At 70.1% G+C, this 22,578-nt stretch carries 16 protein-coding genes; 8 read left to right on the plus strand and 8 right to left on the minus strand.

What is annotated here, in order from left to right; genetic code table 11:
- Positions 1-18: 18 nt before the first annotated feature.
- Together WMF39_RS10005 and WMF39_RS10010 are read right to left on the minus strand one after the other, a co-directional pair.
- Positions 19-1,299 (minus strand): glycosyltransferase, encoded by a 1,281-nt coding sequence (locus WMF39_RS10005; protein WP_437745306.1) that lies wholly within the window; start codon positions 1,297-1,299, stop codon positions 19-21.
- A gap of 14 nt (positions 1,300-1,313) precedes the next feature.
- Entirely contained in the window at positions 1,314-2,102 is a 789-nt protein-coding gene (locus tag WMF39_RS10010) for an OmpA family protein (protein WP_437745307.1), read from the minus strand.
- Positions 2,103-2,317: 215 nt separating this feature from the next.
- Between WMF39_RS10010 and WMF39_RS10015 the strand changes: the two genes are divergently transcribed.
- Positions 2,318-3,730 (plus strand): L-serine ammonia-lyase, encoded by a 1,413-nt coding sequence (locus WMF39_RS10015; RefSeq protein ID WP_437745308.1) that lies wholly within the window; start codon positions 2,318-2,320, stop codon positions 3,728-3,730.
- Here WMF39_RS10015 and WMF39_RS10020 read toward each other — a convergent pair.
- Positions 3,711-9,686: an AAA family ATPase gene (locus tag WMF39_RS10020; RefSeq protein WP_437745309.1), complete on the minus strand. Its 5,976-nt coding sequence runs from the start codon at positions 9,684-9,686 to the stop codon at positions 3,711-3,713. The two genes, WMF39_RS10015 and WMF39_RS10020, sit on opposite strands and share 20 nt — an antisense overlap.
- Positions 9,687-9,858: 172 nt before the next feature.
- Here WMF39_RS10020 and WMF39_RS10025 point away from each other — a divergent pair, with 172 nt between their 5' ends.
- Positions 9,859-11,058: a response regulator gene (locus WMF39_RS10025; RefSeq protein WP_437745310.1), complete on the plus strand. Its 1,200-nt coding sequence runs from the start codon at positions 9,859-9,861 to the stop codon at positions 11,056-11,058.
- Between the two features lie 155 nt (positions 11,059-11,213).
- On the opposite strand, the gene WMF39_RS10030 is transcribed toward WMF39_RS10025, so the two are convergent.
- Positions 11,214-11,696, minus strand: a complete 483-nt coding sequence (locus WMF39_RS10030) for a DoxX family protein (RefSeq protein ID WP_437745311.1) — start codon at positions 11,694-11,696, stop codon at positions 11,214-11,216.
- A gap of 161 nt (positions 11,697-11,857) precedes the next feature.
- Here WMF39_RS10030 and WMF39_RS10035 point away from each other — a divergent pair, with 161 nt between their 5' ends.
- The gene (locus WMF39_RS10035) at positions 11,858-12,739 is read left to right on the plus strand and encodes an AraC family transcriptional regulator (protein ID WP_437745312.1); all 882 of its coding nucleotides are present in this window, start codon (positions 11,858-11,860) and stop codon (positions 12,737-12,739) included.
- Between the two features lie 78 nt (positions 12,740-12,817).
- On the opposite strand, the gene WMF39_RS10040 is transcribed toward WMF39_RS10035, so the two are convergent.
- Positions 12,818-13,699, minus strand: a complete 882-nt coding sequence (locus WMF39_RS10040) for a VOC family protein (RefSeq protein ID WP_437745313.1) — start codon at positions 13,697-13,699, stop codon at positions 12,818-12,820.
- Positions 13,700-14,015: 316 nt separating this feature from the next.
- On the opposite strand from WMF39_RS10040, the gene WMF39_RS10045 reads away from it, so the two are divergent.
- Positions 14,016-14,501: a hypothetical protein gene (locus tag WMF39_RS10045; protein ID WP_437745314.1), complete on the plus strand. Its 486-nt coding sequence runs from the start codon at positions 14,016-14,018 to the stop codon at positions 14,499-14,501.
- Between the two features lie 39 nt (positions 14,502-14,540).
- Here the strand turns inward: WMF39_RS10045 and WMF39_RS10050 are convergent, their stop codons facing one another.
- Positions 14,541-16,403, minus strand: a complete 1,863-nt coding sequence (locus tag WMF39_RS10050; RefSeq protein WP_437745315.1) for a DUF2169 family type VI secretion system accessory protein — start codon at positions 16,401-16,403, stop codon at positions 14,541-14,543.
- Between the two features lie 217 nt (positions 16,404-16,620).
- On the opposite strand from WMF39_RS10050, the gene WMF39_RS10055 reads away from it, so the two are divergent.
- The 3 genes from WMF39_RS10055 to WMF39_RS10065 are packed head-to-tail and all read left to right on the plus strand — an operon-like array spanning position 16,621 to position 19,595.
- Positions 16,621-16,839 (plus strand): hypothetical protein, encoded by a 219-nt coding sequence (locus WMF39_RS10055; RefSeq protein WP_437745316.1) that lies wholly within the window; start codon positions 16,621-16,623, stop codon positions 16,837-16,839.
- A 16-nt stretch (positions 16,840-16,855) separates the two neighbouring features.
- Positions 16,856-18,100, plus strand: a complete 1,245-nt coding sequence (locus WMF39_RS10060; protein WP_437745317.1) for a DUF2169 domain-containing protein — start codon at positions 16,856-16,858, stop codon at positions 18,098-18,100.
- A gap of 25 nt (positions 18,101-18,125) precedes the next feature.
- On the plus strand, positions 18,126-19,595 hold the full coding sequence (locus tag WMF39_RS10065) for a hypothetical protein (RefSeq protein WP_437745318.1): 1,470 nt from the start codon (positions 18,126-18,128) through the stop codon (positions 19,593-19,595).
- Here the strand turns inward: WMF39_RS10065 and WMF39_RS10070 are convergent.
- Positions 19,564-19,800 (minus strand): hypothetical protein, encoded by a 237-nt coding sequence (locus WMF39_RS10070; protein WP_437745319.1) that lies wholly within the window; start codon positions 19,798-19,800, stop codon positions 19,564-19,566. The two genes, WMF39_RS10065 and WMF39_RS10070, sit on opposite strands and share 32 nt — an antisense overlap.
- Before the next feature lie 768 nt (positions 19,801-20,568).
- Between WMF39_RS10070 and WMF39_RS10075 the strand changes: the two genes are divergently transcribed.
- Positions 20,569-20,868, plus strand: coding sequence for a hypothetical protein (locus WMF39_RS10075; protein ID WP_437745320.1), 300 nt, complete (start codon positions 20,569-20,571; stop codon positions 20,866-20,868).
- Between the two features lie 83 nt (positions 20,869-20,951).
- On the opposite strand, the gene WMF39_RS10080 is transcribed toward WMF39_RS10075, so the two are convergent.
- Positions 20,952-22,451, minus strand: a complete 1,500-nt coding sequence (locus WMF39_RS10080) for a sigma-54 interaction domain-containing protein (RefSeq protein WP_437745321.1) — start codon at positions 22,449-22,451, stop codon at positions 20,952-20,954.
- Positions 22,452-22,578: the final 127 nt, after the last annotated feature.

Here is a 22,578-nt window from a genome sequence, read left to right on the forward strand (position 1 = left end):
TCCTCGGACGGCGGATTCCTACGCTGTCACGCCATTGCGCGCCGCGAGGTGCCGCTCGATGTGGCCTATCGCCGACGCCGCGCCGTCCTCGCCGCGGATCTTGCGTCCGAGCTCCTCGGCGCGCTGCTTCATGCCGGCGTCGGTCGCGGCGGTCCGGATCGCGGCCGCGAGCGCGTCGGCGGTGAGGCGTGGCCGCGGGATGGCGCGCGGGCCGACGCGGAGCTCCTCGACGCGGCGCCCCCAGAAGAGCTGGTCCGCGAGGTGCGGGACGACCACCGCGGGCCGCCCGGCGCGCAGGCACGCGGCCACGGTGCCCGCGCCGCCGTGGATCACCGCCGCGGCGACGCGCGGATAGAGCCAGTCGTGCGGCGCGGCGTCGATCCGGAGGATCGTGTCGGGCAGCGCGATGTCGCCGAGCCCGGCCCAGCCGGAGAGCAGGATGGCGCGCTGGCCGCTCCGCGCGACCGCGTCGACGAGGAGCCTCGTCGTGGCGCCGGGATCGTGGGACGTCATGCTGCCGAAGCCGAGGGCGATGGGCGGCTCGCCCGCCGCGAGGAACCGCTCGAGGGCCTCGGGCGGCCTGTACGCTTCGCCCTCGTCGAGGAACCAGTAGCCCGTCGTGTGGTAGCTGGGCGGCCAGTCCGGCGGGTGCGGCACGACGTGGGCGCTGTAGCCGTGGACGACAAGCATGCGGCGCAGCGCGGCCATGTACGTTCGCCGATCCTGCGGCGGCAGGCCGAGCCTCTGCCGCACGCGGGCCGTCACGCCGCCGTACCAGCGCCACACCGTCGGCTCGATCAGGAGCTTGCCGAACAGGAGGTTGAGCACGCTGTCGCGGCGCGGGAGGGGGGCGGCGAGCGCGGTCGGTCCGTGGCGCGTCGCCAGGATGGAGGGCTGGAGCGGCATGCTGACCTGCACCGCGCCGGAGGCCTCGGCGATGGAGGCCGCGTACGTGTCCGAGGTGAAGCTGCTCAGGATGAGCTCGGCGCCCTCGCAGGCGCGCAGGGCGTCGTCGGCCATCTCCGCGCCGAAGCGGTCGATGAGCCGCTGCAGGATGCGCGACTGGGCCATGGGGTTCGTGCCGCGCGACACCCACTCTTTGCCGAGGTCGCTCTCCATGATGTCGACCGAGTCGACGCTCGCCGGGATGGCGGCGAGCCCGTGCGCCTCGATCCAGGGCTGGAAGCTCTTGCCGGCGAGGACACTGACGGCGTGGCCGCGGGCCGCGAGCGCCTTGCCGAGCGCGATCGCGGGCTGGACATCGCCGCGGCTGCCGAGGGCGAGGACGGTGGTCTTCACGGGGCCGCCTCGCCTCAGAGCGCCTTCCAGGACGCGTCGCCCGACGGCAGCCGCGGCGGCTCGACCGACAGGATGTAGTCGACCCGGCGGTTGCGCGGCTCGTCCACCTGGTCCGCGGTCTTCACGAGCGGCGCCGACTCGCCGAGCCCCTCGAAGGCGATGGGGAGCTTCACGCCGCGGCCCTTGAACCAGGCGGCGATCGCGCGGGCGCGCTTCCGCGACAGGGCGAGGTTGTGCTCCGCGCTGCCGACCGTGTCCGTGTGGCCGACGATGAACAGCGTGATCTTGCCGAGCTCGCTGGTCTTCGCCACGACCTCCGAGATCTTCTGGAGGCTCGCCTCCAGCTTGGGCACCTCGGGGGCGCGGATGACGTCGGAGTTGGTCTCGAACTGCACCTCTTCGTGGGGGATGCTCACGTTCCAGGGGATGATCGCGATGCCCGCCCAGTAACCCTCGGTGTCGTAGCCGTACACCTCGATGCGCGCGACGGGCTCGTCGCTCGAGGGCGACCAGGTCACGGCGAGCGGCGAGCCGGCGGCGGCCCCGCCGAACGGCTTCTCCTCTTCGGCCAGGACCGCGCCCGACTGCCCGAGGACCTTGACGCGCACCTTGCTGGCGGCGCGCGACAGCTTCACCTCGATCTGGCGGCCCTTGAGGTCCACCTTGGACCTGTCGATCGTCACCTCGAGCGCGGGCGGCCTCGCTTGTGCGCTCTGCGCGGGCGGGGGCGAGGGGCCGTCAGCGCGCGCGGCGGCGGGGGCGAGCAGGGAGGCGGCGAGGAGCACGGCCGGGGCATGGCGCATGGGGATCCCCATCTCTGGAGGGTGAGGGAAACGCGGGAAGACGTCCCCGAGCATACCAAAAGGCGCGCGTGGTGGAGCGGCGGGTTGACGTGCTGTGTGTTCGCGGCGCGAGCCGCCCTGCGCGCCGGCCTGCACCGGTGTAGGGTGTACCGTCGAGCGTCGAGCGCGCTCCGGCAAAGGCGCCGGAGATCCTGCTGAACGGCGTTCCACGTCACATGGCAGTCACCATTTTCGACCTCTTCAAGATCGGTATCGGGCCCAGCAGCTCGCACACGGTCGGGCCGATGCGCGCGGCGCGCATGTTCGCGGTGGATCTCGACGAGGCGGGCCTGCTCGCCCGCACCACGGCGGTGTCGGTGGAGCTGTTCGGGTCGCTCGGCGCCACCGGCCGCGGCCATGGCAGCGACAAGGCCGTGATCCTCGGGCTCATGGGCGAGACGCCGGACGGCGTGGACGTCGAGCGGGCGGGCGCGATCGTCGAGGGCGTGCGGCAGAGCGGCCGGCTGTCGCTGCTCTCGCGCCACGAGATCGGCTTCCAGGTGAAAGGACACCTGGCCTTCCTGCACCGGAGCCTGCCGTTTCATCCGAACGGCATGCGCTTCACGGCGCTGGACGAGGGGGGCGCGCCGCTGCGCGCGCGCGTGTATTACTCGGTGGGCGGCGGCTTCGTGGTGAACGAGGCGGCGGCGAAGGGGGAAAACCCGATCGAAGCGGACACGACGCCGCTGCCGTATCCGTTTCACAGCGCCGCGGATCTGCTCGCGGCGTGCGCGGCGAGCGGCCTGTCGCTGAGCCAGGTCATGCTGGAGAACGAGAAGGTCTTCCGCCCGGAGGCGGAGACCCGGGCGGGGCTCCTGCGCATCTGGGGGGTGATGCAGGAGTGCGTGCGGCGCGGCTTCCGGGCAGAGGGCGTGTTGCCCGGCGGCCTCAAGGTGGTGCGCCGCGCGCCGGCGCTGTACCGCAAGCTCATCGAGAGCCCGGAGGCGGGGCTCCGGGATCCGCTGACGGCGATAGACTGGGTGAGCCTCTACGCGCTCGCGGTGAGCGAGGAGAACGCCGCCGGGGGCCGCGTGGTCACGGCGCCGACGAACGGCGCCGCGGGGATCATCCCGGCGGTGCTGCACTATTACCGGCGCTTCGTGCCGACGTCGACGGACGAGGGGGTCATCCGTTTCTTGCTCACGGCGGGCGCGATAGGCATTCTCTACAAGGAGAACGCGTCGATCAGCGGCGCGGAGGTGGGGTGTCAGGGCGAGGTGGGCTCCGCGTGCTCGATGGCCGCGGGCGCGCTGGCCGAGGTGCTGGGCGGCACGCCGGAGCAGGCGGAGAACGCGGCCGAGATCGCGATGGAGCACAACCTCGGATTGACGTGTGATCCCGTGGGCGGGCTCGTCCAGGTGCCGTGCATCGAGCGCAACGCGATGGCCGCGATCAAGGCGATCAGCGCGGCGCGCATGGCGCTGCACGGGGATGGGGCGCACTTCGTGAGCCTCGACAAGGTGATCAAGACGATGCGCGACACCGGGGCAGACATGGAGTCGAAGTACAAGGAGACGGCGCGCGGGGGGCTCGCGGTCAACGTGCTCGAGCTGCCGGTGGAGGTGGGGGTCAATTTGCCGGAGTGCTAGCGCTCCTCCTGGGCAGCGCCGTGCCTGCGGCATACCCATCGACGAACTCTTGCAGCTTTCGCATCTGGTACGTCCGCACGAGCGCCCTGAGCTGCTCGAGCCACGGGCCGAGCCGCGGGTCGGTTTCCTCCATCCGCACCGCTTCCGCCACCACGTTCCGGACGCGCCCCGACGCCACGAGCCGCGATAGAAGGGCAAGCTCCTCGGCCGAAGGCGGCACCAGCGGACCCTTCTCCCTCGCCGCCGCGACAGGGGCCTTCTCCTCGGCGTGAATCCATTCCACGCCGAGGAAGCGGTGGATCTTGTCGAAGAGCTCGCCCGCTTGCACGGGCTTGTGCAGGGAGTCGTTCCAGCCGGCGCGGACGTCCTCCTGCTGTTCGGCTCCGGACACGTTCGCGGACGAGATCAGGATGATGACCTCGCCGAGCTCGGGCATCTGCCGCAGGCGGCGCGTGGCCTCATGGCCGTCGATGCCCGGCATGACCAGGTCCATCAAGACGAGCGCCGGCCTCCGCTCCATGGCCAGCCGGAGCGCCGCCTCACCGTCTTCGGCCTCCACGACCTCGAAGCCGATCGGGACCAGCAAATCGCTGATCAGGGCACGGTTATGCGGGTTGTCGTCCACGACGAGGATCGTGCGGCGCTCTCCGCGATACCCGGTGATCGTATGCCATCCGAGGGCCTTGTCGGCGCTCGCGGCGGCTGGCCCCTCCGCGAGCGCGAGCGTCACGGTGAAGGCGCTGCCTCGGCCGAGCTCGCTCTCGACCTCGATCGTGCCGCCCATCTGGTCGACGATTCTCTTCGTGATGGCGAGGCCGAGCCCTGTGCCGGCGCTCTTCGCCTTGTGATCTCCGACCTGTTCGAAGGGATCGAAGATGCGCGAGACGTGCTCCGCGGCGATCCCGGGGCCCGTATCCTCGACCCGGAACCGCAACGTGCTCCCTTCACCGGGGCCGCGCTTCAGCTCGTCGACGACGAGGGCGATGCTTCCTCGCTCGGTGAACTTGATGGCGTTGCTCACGAGGTTCAACAGCACCTGCGTCAGGCGCTTCTCGTCGCCGTAGAACGCGGACGTCGCTCCGCCGCGTATCTCATGGGTGAAGGCGATGCCCTTCTGGTCCGCGCGCACGCGGCACAGATCCACCACCGTGCGCACCAGCGCCTGGAAATCGAACTTCGTCGCGACGAGATCCATCTTGCCGGCCTCTATCTTCGCGAGGTCCAGCACGTCTTCCAGCAATGAGAGGAGATGCTCGCCCGATTTCTTGATGACTTGCACGCCATCACGGCTCTTCGGGGAGAGCTCGGGCGCGCGAGCGAGGACCTGGGCATAACCGAGGATGCCGTTGAGCGGCGTGCGCAGCTCGTGGCTCATGCTCGAGAGGAAATCGCTCTTCGCCCGGTTCGCCCGATCGGCCGCCTCCTTGGCGATCTGGAGCTCGGCCGTGCGCTCCTTGATCTTGGCCTCCAGGTCCCGGTACAGGACGGCGTTCTCGACGGCGATGGCCGCCTGCGAGGCCAGCACCGACAGGAACTCCACGCGCGCCGGAGGGAACGCCGACGGCACGTCGCGGTGCTCGAGGTACAGCACGCCCACGAGATGGCCCCTGTGTGTCAAGGGCAGGGCCAGCAGCGAGAGCACCACGCGCGACGCGAGGTATGGGTCGACGGCGAAGCGCGCCTCGCTCGTCGCGTCGCCTGTCACCACCGGCTCGCCCGTGCGGGCCGCATACTGCACCATGGTCGCCGGCACGTCGTGGCTTTGCCCGAGCGGCTCCGACAGCCCCGTCTCGATGCGAGCCCCCTCCACCGACAGCCGCGCCACGACGGAGAGCGCCTCCCCTTCGCGGAGGACGAGGGCGCCGCGCTGCGCGCCCGCGTTCGCCAGCAAAAGCTCCATCAGCCGGCCCACGACGCGCTCCGGGTCGCGCTCGCTCGAGAGCGCCTGCGCCGCGCGCACCGCGGTGTTCACGTCGAGGCTCGCGCCCGTGGAGGCGCCCGTGGTCGCCGTGGTCGCCGCCGCCACCATCGCGCGCTCGACAGGCGCCCCGTGCATGGCCGCCCTGAGCAGAGCAGGGTATTTCGCGTTCAGATGGGCGACCACGTTGACCGCGCCCCAGCGCGCATGGGCGTCGCGCGCCTCGCGCAGGTACATGGCGCCGATGTGCCTCTTGCCCGTTTGCAGCCGGAACTCGGCGGCGAGCTGGATCGAGAGAGCCTCGATGTGCAGGAAGCGGTGCTCGCGCGCGAGCTCGATGGCCTCGTCGTACCTGGCGATGGCCTCCTCGGTCTCGCCGCGGACGCGGGCGTATTCGGCCTCGACGAGGCGCAGCTTGTGGAGGAAGTTCGGCGCGCAACCTTCCGCGAAGTACCGCAGCCGCTCGAGGCCGTGGTCGATGTGCTCCCGCAGCCTCGCCTGCTCCTCGGCGCCCGCGGCGTCATGCCAGCACTTCGCCGCCGAGAGGGCGAGGAAGAACGGGATATCCGTGACCGGCGGCATGCCGAGGATGTCGGCTCGAGACTGGTCTGCCTCCCGCGCCCGCGATAACGCTCGCTCCCACCTGCCGGTGACGCAGAACAGATAGACTTCCAGAGTGCGAGCGAGCCCTCCCGTGAACCCGTCCCCGTCGGCCAGGAGGGAGCGCGAGCCTCGCGAGAGCGGCTCGTCGTCCAGGAGCTTCGGGGCGCCGTCAGGGGTCATCAGCACGTCACAATAGGACGCGATCGCCTCGAAGTGGTGCCTCCCCACGGCGTCGCCCGCGCGCTGCACGAGATCCCAGCGAGCCTTGACCTGCGCGTCGACCTGGCCGAGCGGCAGGCCACGCCAGACGCGGTGATAGAACAGCTCGGCGAGGAGGCCCCAGCTCGTGCCCTGGAACGAACCGAGCTTCAGGCCGGCCGCCATGCCTCGCTCATAGAGGGCGGCCGTCTCGTCGACAGGTCTGGAATAGACCATGTAGATGCCATGAAGCACCAGGCACTCGGGGAGCATCGGGGACCCCACCCGCTCCGCGGCGCGCACCCCGGGCTCGACCCACCGCAAGACCCGGCGATACATGCCCGTGGCCACCGACCACACGTTGGCGAAGCTGCAGAGCATGAGGGTGGCCGCTGGCGTGAGGGCCCCCCGTCGCACCGCCTCGGAGACCAGGCGAACGATGATGAGCGTGTAGAGCATCGGCCGGCCGCCGTAGATGGAGCAGAGCTGCGTCTGCGTCATCAGGGCGTCGATGAGCCGGTGCTCCGGGGACTGCTCGGGCGGCATTCGATCGAACGCGCCGAGGTCCTGCTCCAACCATCGATCCAGCGCGGCGGACTCGTCGAGGAGCGCCGGCTGACACGCCTCGTCCGTCTCGGGGAAGGCGAAGCCCCGCTCCGCGAGCGCCGCGATACCGAGCCCGATCCCCCGCGCGTACTGGCCCGTCGCCAGGCAGCAGCGGACGCGGATCTCCTGCGCCGACAGCCAGGGCACCGCCCCGAGAGGCCTCGCGAGCAAGTCGAGCGCGCGTGCTTCGACGTCCTCGAAATCTCGCAGCAGATAGGCCGCCTCCAGCCGCTCCAGCGCTATCTCCACCGACAGCGAAAGCTCGTCGCTGATGGCTCGCTCGCCGAGGAGCGCCTGCGCGTTCTCCAGGAGGCTGGCCATCAGGCGGTGGGAGCTCGCGGCCTTCGCGACGCGAGCGGCCTCCAGGTTCATCCGCGCGACGTCATTGAGCTCCTCCACGGACGTGAGCCGCGCCGAACCCTGGTTCATGTGCCGCGCGAGCTCCAGGAGCTGCTGCGCCGTGCCCCCTTCCGCGCGGTACCGCGCCCAGAGCCGCCGGCCGATCTCGAGGTGCGCGAGGACGCGCTGCTCCGGCGAGATCCGCTCGTAGCTCGCCTGCTGCACGCGGTCGTGCAAGAACCGGTACGAGGCGTCCAGCGCGCCGTCGCCCACCCCTCCGAGCGCCTGCGCGGGGCGATAAGCCCCGTCGACCGGCACGACCAGCTCCTCCTGCAGCGCCGGCCATAACGCTCCCGTCACCCGGGCGGGCTCCCAGCCGCTCAATCGCTCCAGATCGTGGAGATGGAACGTGTGCCCCGCGCACGCCGCGAGCCCCATGAGCTGCTGGGTCGCGTCCGGCATTTCTCGTACTTTGTCCGTCAGCAACGACACCACGTTGTCGGTGATCTGCGCTCGCTCCAGGTCCGCTTGATTCCACTGCCATTCCCCGCTCTCCGCGTCCCTCACAAGGAGCTTCTGCCGGTGCAGGGAGAACAGCAGCTGCTCCAGGAAGAACGGGTTTCCACGCGTCTTTTGCCACTGCACACGCGCGAGCGGCTCCACGCGCTTCGGCTCGCTCTCGAGCGTGCGCGAAAGCCACTTTTGCACCTGCTCTTCCGACAGGGGGCCCACCGTCAGCCTCGATACCCTGGCCTCGCTCGCCTCCACCGCCTCCACGAGCTTCCACAGCGGATGCTCGGGCGGCGTCTCGTTGTCACGGTAGGCTGCGATCACCAGCAGCGACCTCCGCTCCACGTCCGTCAGCAGCGTCTGCAGGATGATCAGCGTGGCGCTGTCTGCCCACTGCATGTCGTCCAGGAACATGACGAGCGGCGGGTTCGGCGTCGTGACGGTTCGAACGAAGTTCAACCACGTCAGCTTCTGCCGGTTGAGCACCTGCTCGCCCTCCGCCGGCGGCACCGGCGGCAGCTTGCCCATGACGAGGTCGAGCTCCGGCACCACGTCTGCGATCAGCCGCGCGTTGTCCCCGACCTCGCTCCGGATCCGATCCCGCCAGGTCTCCAGGACCGCCTTCGGGCTCGAGATCCATTGACGCATCAGCCCCCCGAACGCCTGCGCTATCGCGGCGTACGGCGTCGACCGCGCGAGCTGGTCGTGCTTGCCCGCGATCAAGAGGCCGCGCCCCGCCTTCGCGATGTCGTGGTAGACCGTGCGCACCAGGGCCGTCTTGCCGATGCCCGACGGTCCGCCGACGAGCAAGAGCTCCGCCGCGCCCCGCTCGGCGCGGGCAAACGATTCGCCTACCCGCTCGACGTCCTGCTCCCGCCCCACGAGCACCTGCGGCAACCGCAGCTTCCGTGAGAAGTCCTTCTTTCCAAGCGAGAAGGGCGCCGCCGTACCGCGCTGGTGGAGCGCGCGGAACGCCTCCTCCAGATCCTCGGCCGCGCCTCTGGCTGTCTGGTACCGCCGCTCGGGATCCTTCGCCAGGAGCTTCGATATGATCGCCGACACGCCGCTCGGCACCTCCGGCGCGATCGTGTCGAGCGGAGGCGGGCTCTTGGCCAGATGCGCGTGCACCAGCGAGAGCGGATCGCGGTCCGTGAAGGGCCGCCGCCCCGAGAGCACCTCGAAGAGCGTCACGCCCAGCGAATAGAGATCCGTGCGCGTATCGAGCGCGCGCGCCGTGCGCCCCGTCTGCTCCGGCGAGATATACGCCAGGGTCCCTTCCAGCGCTTCGGGGATGCTCGCCTCGGTCGCTTCCTGGGACAGCAGCGAGGCGATGCCGAAGTCGAGCAGGGTGACCTGCTCGTACGTGTCATCCACGAGCAGGTTCTGCGGTTTGACGTCCTTGTGCATCACGCCGGCGGCATGCACGCCCTCGAGCACCTGAGCAAGGCGTTGCCCGAACCGCAGCCCGGCCGCCACCGGCAGGCGACCGTGCCTGGCGAGCACCTGATCGAGCGAGCTCGCTCCAGGGTTCTCGAGGACCAGCGCCGCCGTGCCGTTCCGCTGCTCGAACGCATGCACGCGCGCCACGCCTGGCACAGCCGCGAGCTGCTGGAGCACTTGATGCTCGTGGACCAGTCGCCCCATGACGCGCGGGTTGGGTACCTCGGCGAGCGGAAACTTGATCGCCACCTGCGCGCCCGAGGGGAGATGCACCGCGCGACAGACGCGCGTCTCGCTTCCCTCGTAAGCGATATCCCCCAGCGCATACTCCGTCAGTTCCATGCCTGAGCCCCTCCCATGCATCTGCACCGCGGCACGATAGCCGAGTGCGCGCTAAACTAGCCTGGGCACGGCAACACAAGTCAATGCAATTGTGAAAGACGCTTCGCGACTGCCACACTTGCGCACCCCACGCACGTACGCGGGCGCACGCTGACTACAGCGTTTCCAGGTCGTGACCAGCGTTGCGCGAGGCCGTATACGTTGGCACACGTACAGTTCCATCTGTCCTGGCATTGTCGACGTGAAGCAAGTTACAGACACGTCGTGTCAGCACCTGCAGGGCTCGTCGGAGCCGCGCTCCTCCGAGCGACGCTGCATGCTTGGCCCTTTACAGTCGTCACGCTCCTTGATAGCGTCCACGCTGCGTTTTTCAGGCACTGGGGGGAAGATTTTGACGCAATTCAATGGTTTCGTGGTCGCGGTCGACGACAACCCCGCCAACCTCGACACGCTCCTCGACGTACTGTCGGGCGAGCATCTGGACCTCGCCGTCGCCACGGATGGCACCATGGCGATCAGCTTGATCGAGCGCGAGCAGCCGGATCTCGTGCTCCTCGACGTCATGTTGCCAGATATCGACGGCTTCGGGGTGTGCAGGCGCCTGAAGGCCAACCCGCAGACCGCCGACACTCAGATCGTGTTCATGACCGCCTTGAACAATCGGGAGCACCGGTTGCAAGGGTTGAAGGCGGGCGCCGTCGATTACATAAGCAAGCCCTTCGATACGGAGGAGCTCCTTGCGCGGATACGCCCGCACATCGCCGTCCGGCGCATGACGCGAGCGTTGCAGGAGAAGAACGCCAGCCTGGAGTCGGAGGTCCGGCAGCGCGTCGCCGTCGAGGCCGCGCGCGAGGCGCTCCTCGTCGAGCTCATGACCCGTACGGACGAGCTGCGCGAGGCCAAGGAGGGGCTCGAGCGCGAGCTCGTCGAGAAGGGGCACGCGAACGCGGAGAGGACCGCGCTGCACGAGCAGATCATCGCCGCGCAGCGCGGCCGGCTCCTCGAGCTCTCCACGCCGCTCATTCCGATCACGGATCGCATCCTGGTCATGCCGCTCATCGGTACGATGGACAGTGACCGGGCTCAGCAGGCGAACCATGCGATGCTCCACGGCGCGAGCAGCCGAGGCGCCGAGTTCGTCATCATCGATATCACCGGCCTCAAACATGTGGACGAGCGCGTCGCCGCCATGCTCCTCGTCGCGGCCAGCGGCCTGCGGCTCCTGGGGACGCGCACGGTGATCACCGGGATAGGCTCGGAGGTGGCCCGAACGCTCGTGCAACTCGACGCACCGCTGCAAGGCATCGTCACGAAGGGCACGCTCCAGGACGGCATTGCCGTCGCGATGCATGCCTCCCGTCATCGAGGATAGGACCTCTGCTCTGCCGGAGGCTCCCGGCCGCCTGAAGTCGAACGCGCGTCAGCTGTCCTTCTTCTTGTCTTTCGGACGAAGGCGCGCGAGCGACGCCCAGGCGTCAGGTCGGCCCCGTCCAGCGCCGGACCGACGCGGGAGAGGTGTTGCTTCATTCACGGCGCGCTCCGGCGCCGTGCCAGGCGCGCGTCGAAGGACCAGCGCCCCGCGCCGACGACGACGAGAAAGAGCGCGCCCAGCAGCATCGCCCAGTCCGTCCTCGCCTCGTGGGCCATGCTCCAGAAGCCGTATTGCGGCAGCTTGCGCACGTGGAAGCCGAGGATGTCTCGGCCGAGCAGGATCGGAAGCTTGGTCGAGAGCAGCGCCACGACCATGTCGATGACGAGCAGAGCGGCGGCGAACCGGGTCAGGAGCCCCGCGAGCACGAGCGCCCCGCAGACGATCTCGACCACCCCTACGAAAGGTCCCATGGCTTCCGGCCAGGGGATGCCGATCTTGACGAACCGTCCGGCGCCGAGCTCCGCTGGATAGATGAACTTCTGGATCCCTTCGGACAAGAACACGGCCCCGACCGAGAGGCGGATAAGGAGCGTCGCCGCAGGCGCCTGGGAATCGAGCATCTTGCGCAGGTGTTTCATCATTTCGTTCCAGCCCTTGTCGAGGAGTGTGGAGGTGGATCTTCCGGAGGCTCACCCGGAACTCACGCCAGCATAGGCGAAGGTGCGACGGGAGTACCCGGGCTTCGCGATCGCCGCGCGGCGATGTGGCCGGCGGCGTGATCGTCGGCCATAATGCCCACGTGTTGTATGTCCGCCACGTGCCGGGTCCGCCGCTCTCGGCGCACGTCGCCGAGCTCTGGTACCTTTCGGCTGCTCCGCCTCACGCGGCCGAGCGTATCCTGCCCTCCGGTACCCTCCAGCTGGTCGTCAACCTCGACCAGGACGAGGTTCGCGTCTACGACGGCCCCACCATTCGCCGCCACTCCGGTGCCGTCGTCTCGGGCGCGTACCAGTCCGCCTTCGGCGTCGACACACGCGAGCACGCGTCGATGGTCGGGGTCCAATTCCGCCCCGGCGGCGCGTGGCCGTTCCTCGGCGCGCCGCCCGGCGCGCTGACCGACTCGCACGCCGACCTCGCGGAGCTCTGGGGGCAGCGAGCGGCGGAGCTCCGCGAACGCCTCTGCGCGGCGCCGGAGCCGCGCGCGCGCTTCGCGCTGCTCGAGCGCGCGTTGCTCGACCGCCTTTCGAACGCGCGCCCCGGTCATCCCCTGGTGCCGCACGCGATCGCGGCGCTCGAGGGAGGCGAAAGGCGCGTCGCCGACGTGGCGGCCACGCTCGGCATCAGCCACCGCCGGCTCGTCGACGTGTTCACCGCCGAGACCGGCCTCGCCCCGAAGGCCTTCGCCCGGATCACACGCTTTCGGCGGGCGCTCTCGCAGGCCGAGAGGGAGCGCGAGCCGGACTGGGCCCGGCTCGCTGCCGTGTCAGGGTTCTGCGACCAGTCGCACCTGATTCGCGAGTTCGTGGCGCTCTCCGGCAATTCGCCGACCGCGCTCATCGCCCACTCCTCCCGCGAACGCGTCAAGTTGCACCACATCGCCCTCGCCGCGCCAGCCGCGCTGGATGGGCCGCGCGGAAGGGACCGGCAACACGCGCGATCCCGATGCGTCCCGACCCGATGACCGCGAAGGATCAGCGCCGTGTCGGGACGCATCGCGGCGCTACCGGCGACGAACCCGGTCGCCTCCGAGTCGTCATGATCAACCCGCCGATGCCTCGTGAAGCTCGATCGGGTTGCCGTCGGGATCCTCGAGTTGAATCTGCGCGCCCCCCATGCCGCGTTCGATGTCGTTTCGGAAGGGTGTGCCGGCCGCGCGGAGGCGTTCGATGATCGCGGCGAAGTCGTCGACGTAGAGGACGATGCGGTTCCAACCGCCGGCGGCCTGAGCGCGGCCGTCGGGCATGGGGCGCGCGCCGGAGCTGCCGGGGCCGCTCAGGAGCAAGCGCAAGTCACCGCGGGAGACCGTCGCGAACGCCGTGCCGGCCTGCAGGTCGAGCGTGAAGCCCAGTTGCTCGGTGTAGAAGCGAACGGCGCGATCGACGTCCGTGTTCTGGTAGCGGACGACGGCCGCGGTGGCATCGGGGCCTTCCGCGGCCGAGGTCGATTCCTCCGGCGCCTCGTGAAGCTCGATCGGGTTGCCGTCGGGATCCTCGAGTTGAATCTGCGCGCCCCCCACGCCGCTTTCGATGTCGTTTCGGAAGGGTGTCCCGGCCGCGCGGAGTCCTTCGATGATCGCGGCGAGGTCGTCGACGTAGAGGACGATGCGGTTCCAGCCGCCGGCGACCTGAGCGCGGCCATCGGGCATGGGGCGCGCTCCGGAGCTGCCGGGGCCGCTCAGGAGCAAGCGCAAGTCACCGCGGGAGACCGTCGCGAACGCCGTGCCGGCCTGCAGGTCGAGCGTGAAGCCGAGTCGCTCGGTGTAGAAGCGAACGGCGCGATCGACGTCCGTGACCTGGTAGCGGACGACGGCCGAGGTGGCATTGGGGCCTTCCATGGCCGAGGTCGATTGGGTGGTATGGGGCATGCAACCTCCGAGAGAGAGAATGACCAGGATGAGGATGATCTTGAGGATGATCTTCATGCGCCGATTCTGTTGCCCGCGCGCGCCGCCGTATTGGACAAATTGGAAGCCGCGGCGGTCCAGGCTCGTGGGCATGCGCCGCACCGAACGACGCTTCGTCATCCTCCACGTGCTGTGTGCCAGCGATTGACCATGCCGGGAGCCGCAAGGCGGTGGAAGGGTCCTGCTCCGTGGTGTCCGCGGTCGCACCCCGGGACGCTCAGATTGCGATTGCCCGGCGCGCCCGGGTGCGCTCTCCTTCGATCCAGGAAGCGGGAGACTCTCCCGCGAGCGCGCCGCGATGAAGCCCTCGTACGAAGCTCGTGCACCAGAGATCGTGACGGAGCCCGAGCAGGTCGACCAGCTGCCGGCGCTGATCGAGCGGATCGCGGAGCAGACGCGGCGCGATGCCGAGGGTCGGCAGGTGGAGCTGCCGTCGGGGCGCGTCGTCGAGGTGCGATCCGCGGCAGGGGACGAGGAGCGGGTGACGATCCGGAGCGCTTCCGGGGAGATCGAGCTCGACGTGCGCCTCACCGCGCGCGGACCGGTGCTGCGGATCCGGGCGGCGGAGCTCGAGCTGGAGTCGCCGGGCGCGGTGCGCGTCGACTGCGATCGTTTCCATGTGCGCGCCGAGCACGGGATCGTGCACGAGACCGGCGGCAACCTCGCGCAGACGGTCGCCGGCGACGTGACGACGCGGGCGCGCGGCGAGCTGCGCGCCGAGGCCCGTCAGGTGAACCTCGAGGCCACGCGCGGCGACGTGCAGATCGCGGCGAACGATGACGTGCAGCTGCTCGGCGAGCGGATCAAGCTGAACTGCTGAGCGTTGCGTGCGGCGTGCCGCGCGCGGGTCGACCGCGCATCAGAGGGCCGAGAGCGCGCGCTCGACCTGCCCCGCCAGCGCGGCCTGCGCGGCGACGCGCCGCTGCCACACGCGCTTCAGCCGCAGGCCGAGCGGCGCGTCGAGCCCCTGCTCCGCGATCTCGAGCGAGAGCTTGCCCCGCCGCTCGGCCCTGACGAGGCGGGCGTACTGCTCGGCCCCGAATCGGTCCGGGTGGCGCCGCTCCCAGGCGGTCACGTAGGCATCGTCGAAGCGCTCGCGCAGCGCGCGGTCCCCGTGCTTCAGCGCGCGCTCGAGCTCGTCGCGCCAGCGCCGCTCGGCCTTCCGCCAGGTGCCCTCGTCGAGGTCGTGCGCGGAGAGCACTTCGCCGCGCAGCGCGCCCCGCTCGGCGAGCTCCGCGCAGACGGTGGCGTACCGCTCGATCGTGACCGGCTCTTCCGGGCGCGCTGCGCTCGGCGCCGGCGGTTCCTTCCGCGGGGCCGGCGGTTGCGGCGCCGGCGCGGGGGCCGGGGCGCGCGGGGCGGCGCCCGCGAGGGCGGGCGGCTGCGATGGGGCTCCATCGAAGTCGAGCGCGGCGAGCACCGCTCCCGCCGCTGGGCCGGGCGTCGTGGCCGCGGGCGGCGGAGTGGCGGGCGGCGGAGTGGCGGGCGGCGGGGTGGCGGGCAAGGTGCCCGACCCCGGCGCGCTGCCGGGCCCGTCGAGCGCCAGCGTGCCGCCCCCGGACCCCTCCCGCCGCCGCGGCTCGCCGGAGCGCGACGGCGCGGCTGGCGCGGCCGCCGCGGGGCGCTGGACCGGCGGGCGCCGCGGCGGGACCGCTGGCGCGCTCCCGATGCCCACGCCGGCGACGGCCACCAGTCGCTCCCGCTGCGCCGGGTCGCGCAGCTCGACGTGGGCGCGCCAGGTGATCGTGCAGAGCAGCCGATCCGCGTCGACGTGGAGGCCGTCGGCGTGGAACGCGAGCCGCGCCGGGGCGTCGGGATCGGCGTCGTCGAGGCCGTACACCGCGCCGGCGACGCGCGCGTCCGGCAGCGCGCTCTGGATGCGCGGGCGATCCGGGTGGAAGCCCTCGAGCACGACGACCGTGTCCGGCTGCAGCGCGGAGATCCACTGGTCGCGCGGGGCGCACTGGAAGTACGACCAGTCGAAGGCGCCCGGCACCTCCATCACCTCGGCGTCGAGCCTGGCGCGGGCGCCTGCCGGGAGGCGGCGGCTGCGCGCCGGCCACGCCGCCGCGAGCGGACCGAAGCCGGCGGGCCTCTGCGGATCGACGGGGTCGAGCACGTTCGGCAGCTCGCCGTCGCGCTCGCTGCACCCCAGGGGGTTCTCGGGCACGCCGACGCCGCCGGCGGCGCGCTCGTACACGATCGGCATCCGCACGAACGGCTCCGGCGCCGCCCCGGCCTCCTTGCGGCGGCCGACGACGCGCACCGTCTTGTCGAGGCCCGGCGCCTCGCGCTGGACGAGCGCGAACCGCGCGCTCATCTCGGCGACGGGGCGGCCGCCCGGCGCGGCGGCGTGCCCGAGGGCGGTCACGTCCACGTACTGGCGGTACGGCACCCGATCGCTCGCCGCGGTCACGTGGGTCATTGGGCCGCGGCGGTCGTGGACATCCTTCGTCTGGAACGGCGCTGCCACCTCCGCCGGCCGCATCGGCGACGCGTCGAGCGAGAAGCTGGCCTTCACGACGACCGTCAGCCGCAGCTTGCCCTCGTGGCGCCAGGGGACCGTGTCCACGGTCGCCTGCGCCGCCGTCGCCGACGCCGCCGGCGTGAGCGACGCGCACGCGACGCCGCCCGCGGTGCCTGGCAAGAACGGCAAGGCGCGCGCCGCGAACTGCGCGGCCTGCGCGTCGTCGACTGGGAGTGTCCCCTTCGGCTCGCTCATGTCCCCGTCGTGCACGGTCGCAACCGCGCCTCCCGAGGTCAAGGGCTCATCCAGCGATCGCGGGCCGCAACGACCCTTGGAGTCGTCGTCGGTGTGTGGCGGTGCGCGGATGGCCTCGGAACCTGGCCGCCGAGCTCGGCCAGGGGTGCGCGCCGGCGGCGGGAGATCAAAACAAAATACCGAGTGGCCGCCCGCGCGCGCCAAGTACCATGACCACATGAAGCGGCTCACCGACCCCTTTCACGTGCTGCCGGAGGCGGAGCGCCACGAGCTCATGCGCGACACGGTGATGGCGATCTTCGGCCCCGCGGTGGGTCAGGGCTTCTGGGATCAGATGGAGCCCCTGCTCACCGACACGCGGCGCCAGCCAGGCGACGCGGAGGAGCCGGAGAAGAACTTCTGGCGGGGCCGGTGGCGCATCTACGAGGCAGAGTGAGCGCGGAGCAGCGGCCGTGAGCAATGACCCGACGCCGCCCGCCGCGCGCGCCCCGGCGCGCAGACCGCGCCGCAAGACCGAGCTGCTCCTGCAGGGCGAGCCCGACGGGCGGCGGTGGATCGCCTGGATCTCGAAGCGCACCTACCGGATCCACAACGGGCGCTGCGAGCTCGACGCCCCCGCGCAGCAGGAGGTCCTGCACGACGACGAGATCCCGTACAGCGAGGATCGCAAGCCGCCGCGGGTCTCTCCGCCGATCGCCGTCGACGAGATGCTCCCTTTCCGGCGCGCGACCGACGTCGTCATTCAGGCCTTCGCCCACGCCTACAAGCCCGACACCCGCACGCTCACCGCGAGCGTCCGGTTCGGCAAGCACCACCGCGAGATCGTGGTCCACGGCGACCGCGTGGGTGAGATCGACCGCGCGGGCCGGCCGCGCTTCTCCGAGCCTGCGCCGATCGAGGTGGTCCCGATCCGCTACGACTACGCCTACGGCGGCGTCGATCTGACGGCGCTCGGCCGGAACGGCGACCTCCTCGGCCAGCTCGTCCAGGATGCCCGCCGAGGCATCGACCGGCTCGCCGACACGGTGTACCACTACCCGAGAAATCCTTGTGGTTACGGGTATTTGATGGAGATCGACGCCGAGGGCTTCGCGGGGCGGCCGATCCCCAACCTCGAGTTCCCGTTCGACCCGCTGACGCCGCAGCGCCTCGCCGTGGGCAAGCCGTACCGGTGGATCCATGCGCCGCTGCCGGCAGGCTGGGATTACCAGTCCATGGCCTGGTTTCCCCGGCTCGCTTACCTCGGGCTCGCCCCGACCTGCCAGAGCGACGGCAAGCTCCCGGCCGAGGTCGAGCGCGGCTGGGCCGCCCGGGATGTGCTCTCGATCCCGCCGCTTTATCAGGACCCCGGCGCCCCGCTCCGACTGGAATACGCGCAGGTCGCGTCGCCCGGGATGAGCGTCTCCGACCTCGCGCCGGACGAGTACTTCGAGCTGCATCACGTGCACCCGAACCGGCAAGTCTACTCCTTCCACCTGCCCGGCGAGGTGCCCCGGGTGATGCTGGAGCTCGCGCCCGGCCGGGCGCTCACCGAGGCGGAGTCCCACCTCTGCTCGGTGGTCGTGCGGCCGGTCCCGGGCGAGGTCGTGGTGGTCTGGAGCGCCCGGGCCCCCGTGGCCCTGGATCTCACCGAGGAGCAGATGACGAACCTGCGGCGCGAGGTGCGCTGGACCTCGGCGGCCCGATCGACTCGATGATCGACTCGATGAAGGAGCGCGGACAATGTCGTACGGCTGCCTGACCGTCACGCGGTGGAACGTGTTCCTCGGCCTCTCGTGGCACGAGGCCCTGTTCTGGTGGCCGATGCCGCCGCCCGGGGCCTACGTGCCCCAGAAGTACTGGCCTCATTTCCAGACGGGGCTCGTCAGCGGCACACACCTCTTCTCGTTCTGGTCGGAGCAGAACAAGCACGAGATACAGCTCGACGGCGTGCACTGGATGGGGCGGGGGAGCGACGCGAGCCTCGTCGTCCCGCACGTGGACGTGGTCCAGGGGTGGAATCCGCTCTTGCCCTGGACCATCCTCTTCGGGAGCTCCATCTCGGTCTGGGGGACGAGCGGGGTCACGATCGGATGCGATAACCCTATCTTCGGCGAGACGACCTGCGATCTCGCGTGCTCGCCGTTCAAGACCGTGCCGTTCTCGCTGCACCTCGCGTGCAACAGCCCGGTCAGCCTGCCGCTCGATTTCACCATCGTCTGGGGCACCGCCAAGGCCGGCTTCACCTGGACCGATTTCATCGCGTGCCTCGTCGACATCGCGATCGAGATCGCGATGGACATCCTGATGAAGTTCGGCGGCCAGATCGCGGGCAAGCTGTGGAAAGGCGCGAAGGCCGCGGGGAAGGGGCTGGTGAAGGGCGCGAAGATGGCCGCCGCCAGGAGCGCGGATCTCGCACAGCCGTTCTTCAAGCGGGCCGGCAAGGCCCTCGCGCGGGAGAGCGCCGAGGAGACGCTCGCGAAGATCCTCAAGGAGTCCGCCGAGGAGGCGGCCGACGACGTCGCGTCGAAGGTGGGCAAGCAGGCGGCGGAGAGCTTCTCGGACTCGCTCAGCCGGCTGCGATCGCAGAGCGACGAGCTGCTCGAGGAGCTCGCGGAGGCCGCTGACGGCAGCGTGTGGAGGTCGTTCAAGCAGGGCGCCGCGGAGCTCGGCGAGAGCGCCGCCGATCGCATGAAGAAGCTCGGGAAGAGCCTTGGCTCCGCGGCGAAGTCGGTGAAGGACACGATCATCGCCGTGAAGACGTGGAAGAAGGTGACCGAGCAGAACCTCCTGCAGTCGCGGAAGGTGAGCAGCATCCTCAAGTACACGGCCCTGGCGAACGGGTTCAAATACTCGAAGAAGATCGGCGGGAAGGTCTACAGCTCCATCGACGCGCAGTACCACGACCTCGGGGATCTCGACGCGGCCTCGGACGGGTACAGCTTCGGGCCGTTCGCGCTCGGGAGCAGGAGCGGCGTTTACGACGACCTCGGGGACCCCGTGGGGGACACGGGCGACAACGATGATGATGATGACGAGACCAGCAAGACTGCGGTCGGCGATCGGTTCGCCTGGCGGGGCGACGCGAGCGCGAAGGCGCGCGTGAGCGAGCGCTTCTCGTGGTCCGAGCAGCGCGAGGAGAGCGGCGGGAGCGCGGGTGTGGACGACCGCTTTGCCTGGATCATGAGCGACGCCGCCACGTCCGGCGCGTAGCTCCACCCACCAGGAGTCCGGCCAGCTGAGATGCGGTGTCCTGATTGAACCCGGCGCTGAGGAGCGTCTCGGCGGTGCAGCCTGTGAGCAGCGCCGGCGCGGCCAGCAGCGGCAGACCCAGGATCGTGCGCCGAGAGACGAGGAGCGATTTGCCGGTCACATGATCTTTGGCGCGAGCAGACTCGATCGTTCGATCGAACGTCATGTTCATCTCCGTTGGGTGAAATCGGCCCACGCACGACGTGCATGGCTCGGTGGTCGAAGGGGCGTTGTCGCCGAGAAGCGAGGCGTACGGCGAGAGGTTTCGCAAGCGTCATGCCGCGGCGAGCAGGCCGCGCGTCCGCCGACGATCCCCCGCGTTCGTGCTGAAAACGAGGCTTATCGCTCCCCCGATCTCCTGAGATGAGAACGGGGGCTGCCGAGCCCCCTGTCTCTCTGAAGGAGACACCTGTTCCCCCCGGAGAACCAGCGCGAGCAGGGATGGCCCGCGGAGGAGGGGAAGTCTCCGCGCCGAGCGAGGCGCTCCCGTGCCGGGGGCCGTCAGGTGGCCCCATGAGGCTACGAGCCGGCACAAGGCGTCAATCCACGAAAACTTCCGCCCCGGGCACCATCGCCGTGGGGTGCCATCCGTATCGACAATAGCGCACCGCGGCGAGCCGTCCCCCCACCATCAAAGAGCTGGATCCAGGTGTGCCGTCGGCATCGACGACGGTGACCGGCAACACCAAGCGGACCAGAACCAGCGCCCAAGTGCGGCCGGAATTCGCATCGTGGACGCGGCATAGGCCGCCTGGCGGAGCCCCCGGGCGGCGAGCGGGCGTCGGGAGGGGTCGGCGCACGGGTCTTGCACCGAACAGACCATGGTTCGAATTCTCTTTACGCTCGCAACCCGGCCTGAGATCCTCTGCACTGCGACGAAACAATGCAGGACTCGGGCATCGTTTCGATTGCGAAAGCGTCTTGGAGGGGCAACATGCCGATTTCAGTGACAGTTAAAGGCAAGACGTACGAGAGCGACGGTCATTACCACGCGGAAGAGATCATGCTCGCTTCCGTCAGTAGTACAGCAAACCTCGTCGTAGAAATGAACGGTTGGCCGTGCACGGGCGAACGGTACCACGATTGTCACAAGCGCTTCCTCACCGCGTCCGCTAGCCGCACGATCACGGTGACCATCACGGACGATCATGCCGGCTACGCCGCGAACCATGGGCGCAAGTTCGGGGAGAAAGGGACGATCACCTACGCCAATGGCGTTGCGACCTACGGCTAGAGCGGCAGACAGTCAGAAGAGCGTCCAATCCTCCTCCCACCATCGCGGAGACCACGCCCTTCGGCCGAGCGCGGCCCGTCCCATCACGCCTCCACCCCGTACTTGTCCAGCCACTGTTTCAGGCGCTGGTAGCTCCTGAAGCCGATGAGCGCCGCCGCGCGCGTCTTGTTGTGGTTCGCTTCCTTCATGGCCCGCTCCAGGTAGTGCCGGACGACGTGGGCGATGGTCTCCTCGAGGCTGAAGCCGTCGCCGAGCGGCTGGCCCAGCACCGCGTCCCGCGGCGTGTCTTCGCGGACGAACAGCGCCTCGCGGACCTCGACGACATCGATCACCGGCCCGTGCGCCCAGACGAAGGCGCGCCAGAGGGTCCCCTCGAGCTCCCGGACGTTCCCCGGCCAGGGGTGACGGAGCAGGTGGTTCCTTGCGGCGGGAGAGAGCTTCTTCGGGATGCCTCCGGGGCGCGCCTCGTTGTTGAGGCGGGCGAGGAACTGGTCGGTCAGCAGGCCCACGTCGCCCTCGCGTTCGCGGAGGGGCGGCGTGTGCAGGACCAGGATGGCCAGGCGGTAGAAGAGATCCTCGTGGAATCGACCCTGGCCGACCTCACGCATCAGATCTCTGTTGGTCGCGGCGATGATGCGCACGTCGACGGGGACCTCCTGCCTGCCGCCGACGGGGCGGATCTTCTTCTCTTGGAGGGCGCGGAGCAGCTTCACCTGCGCATCGGGCGGCAGCTCGCCGACCTCGTCGAGGAAGAGCGTCCCGCCGGTCGCGCGCCCGAGGTGCCCCTGGTGGTCGGCGGCGGCGCCCGGGAAGGCGCCCCGGGTGTGCCCGAAGAACTCGGAGTCCACGAGCTCCCGGGGCAGGGCGCCGCAGTTGACGGCCACGAACGGGCCCGCGGCGCGCGGGCTCGCCTGGTGGATGGCGCGGGCGAGGAGCTCCTTTCCGGTCCCGGACTCGCCATGGATGAGGACGGGCGCCGTGGTGCCGGCGGCCTGCCACGCGCGGTGGAGCAGCCGCTTCATCGCCTCGCTCCGGTGGACGATGTCCGAGAACCCCGGCTCATCGGGCCGGAAGCCGCCCGAGAGGCGGGCCAGCTCTTCCTCGGTGCGGCGGACCGCGGCGGGGATCAGCTCCGCGGCGAGCTCGAAGGGCACGTCGGCGGTCTGGACGCCGGTCTGGGGCGATGACTCGATGAGCTCCGCCTCGAAGCGCGTCTTCGCGACGAGGATCCAGATGGCCGCCATCGCCGGCGTGCCCGCGCTCAGGTGGAAGGTCCGCTTGGCCCTCTTCCCGTACTGCTCGATCGACCAGGCCACAGCCTCCATGACGGCGCGGTAGATGTCCGCGTGGTGCGTCGGGGTGGAGAGCGTCTCCTGCCGGAGGACGATGCTCGCCTTCGTCTTCTTCCTGAGCCATCGCGTGAACGGCGCGACCTCCTCTCCTGGATGGTTGTTCAGCAGGACGAGGTGGTCGAACCCGCGCTCGGCGACGGCGTGCGCGATGGGGCCTGCGCCGACCGCGGCGTCGCCCGACGCCGCCCTGAGGTCTGTCTTCCCGATCCATGCGAGGAGAACACGGGCCATCGTGCTCGCCAGCGTAACAAACCTTCTGGTAGCAGAGACATCCTTCTTCTCGCCCCGGTAAGTTTCTCTGCCAGCGCCGCTGCGCGGCTGGCGTGCGGCGGCGAGGCGCGTGGCACGGGATATGAGA

Origin of the sequence: Sorangium sp. So ce1504, from assembly GCF_051521635.1 — a bacterium.
In the GTDB taxonomy this organism is placed as follows: domain Bacteria; phylum Myxococcota_A; class Polyangia; order Polyangiales; family Polyangiaceae; genus Sorangium; species Sorangium cellulosum_B.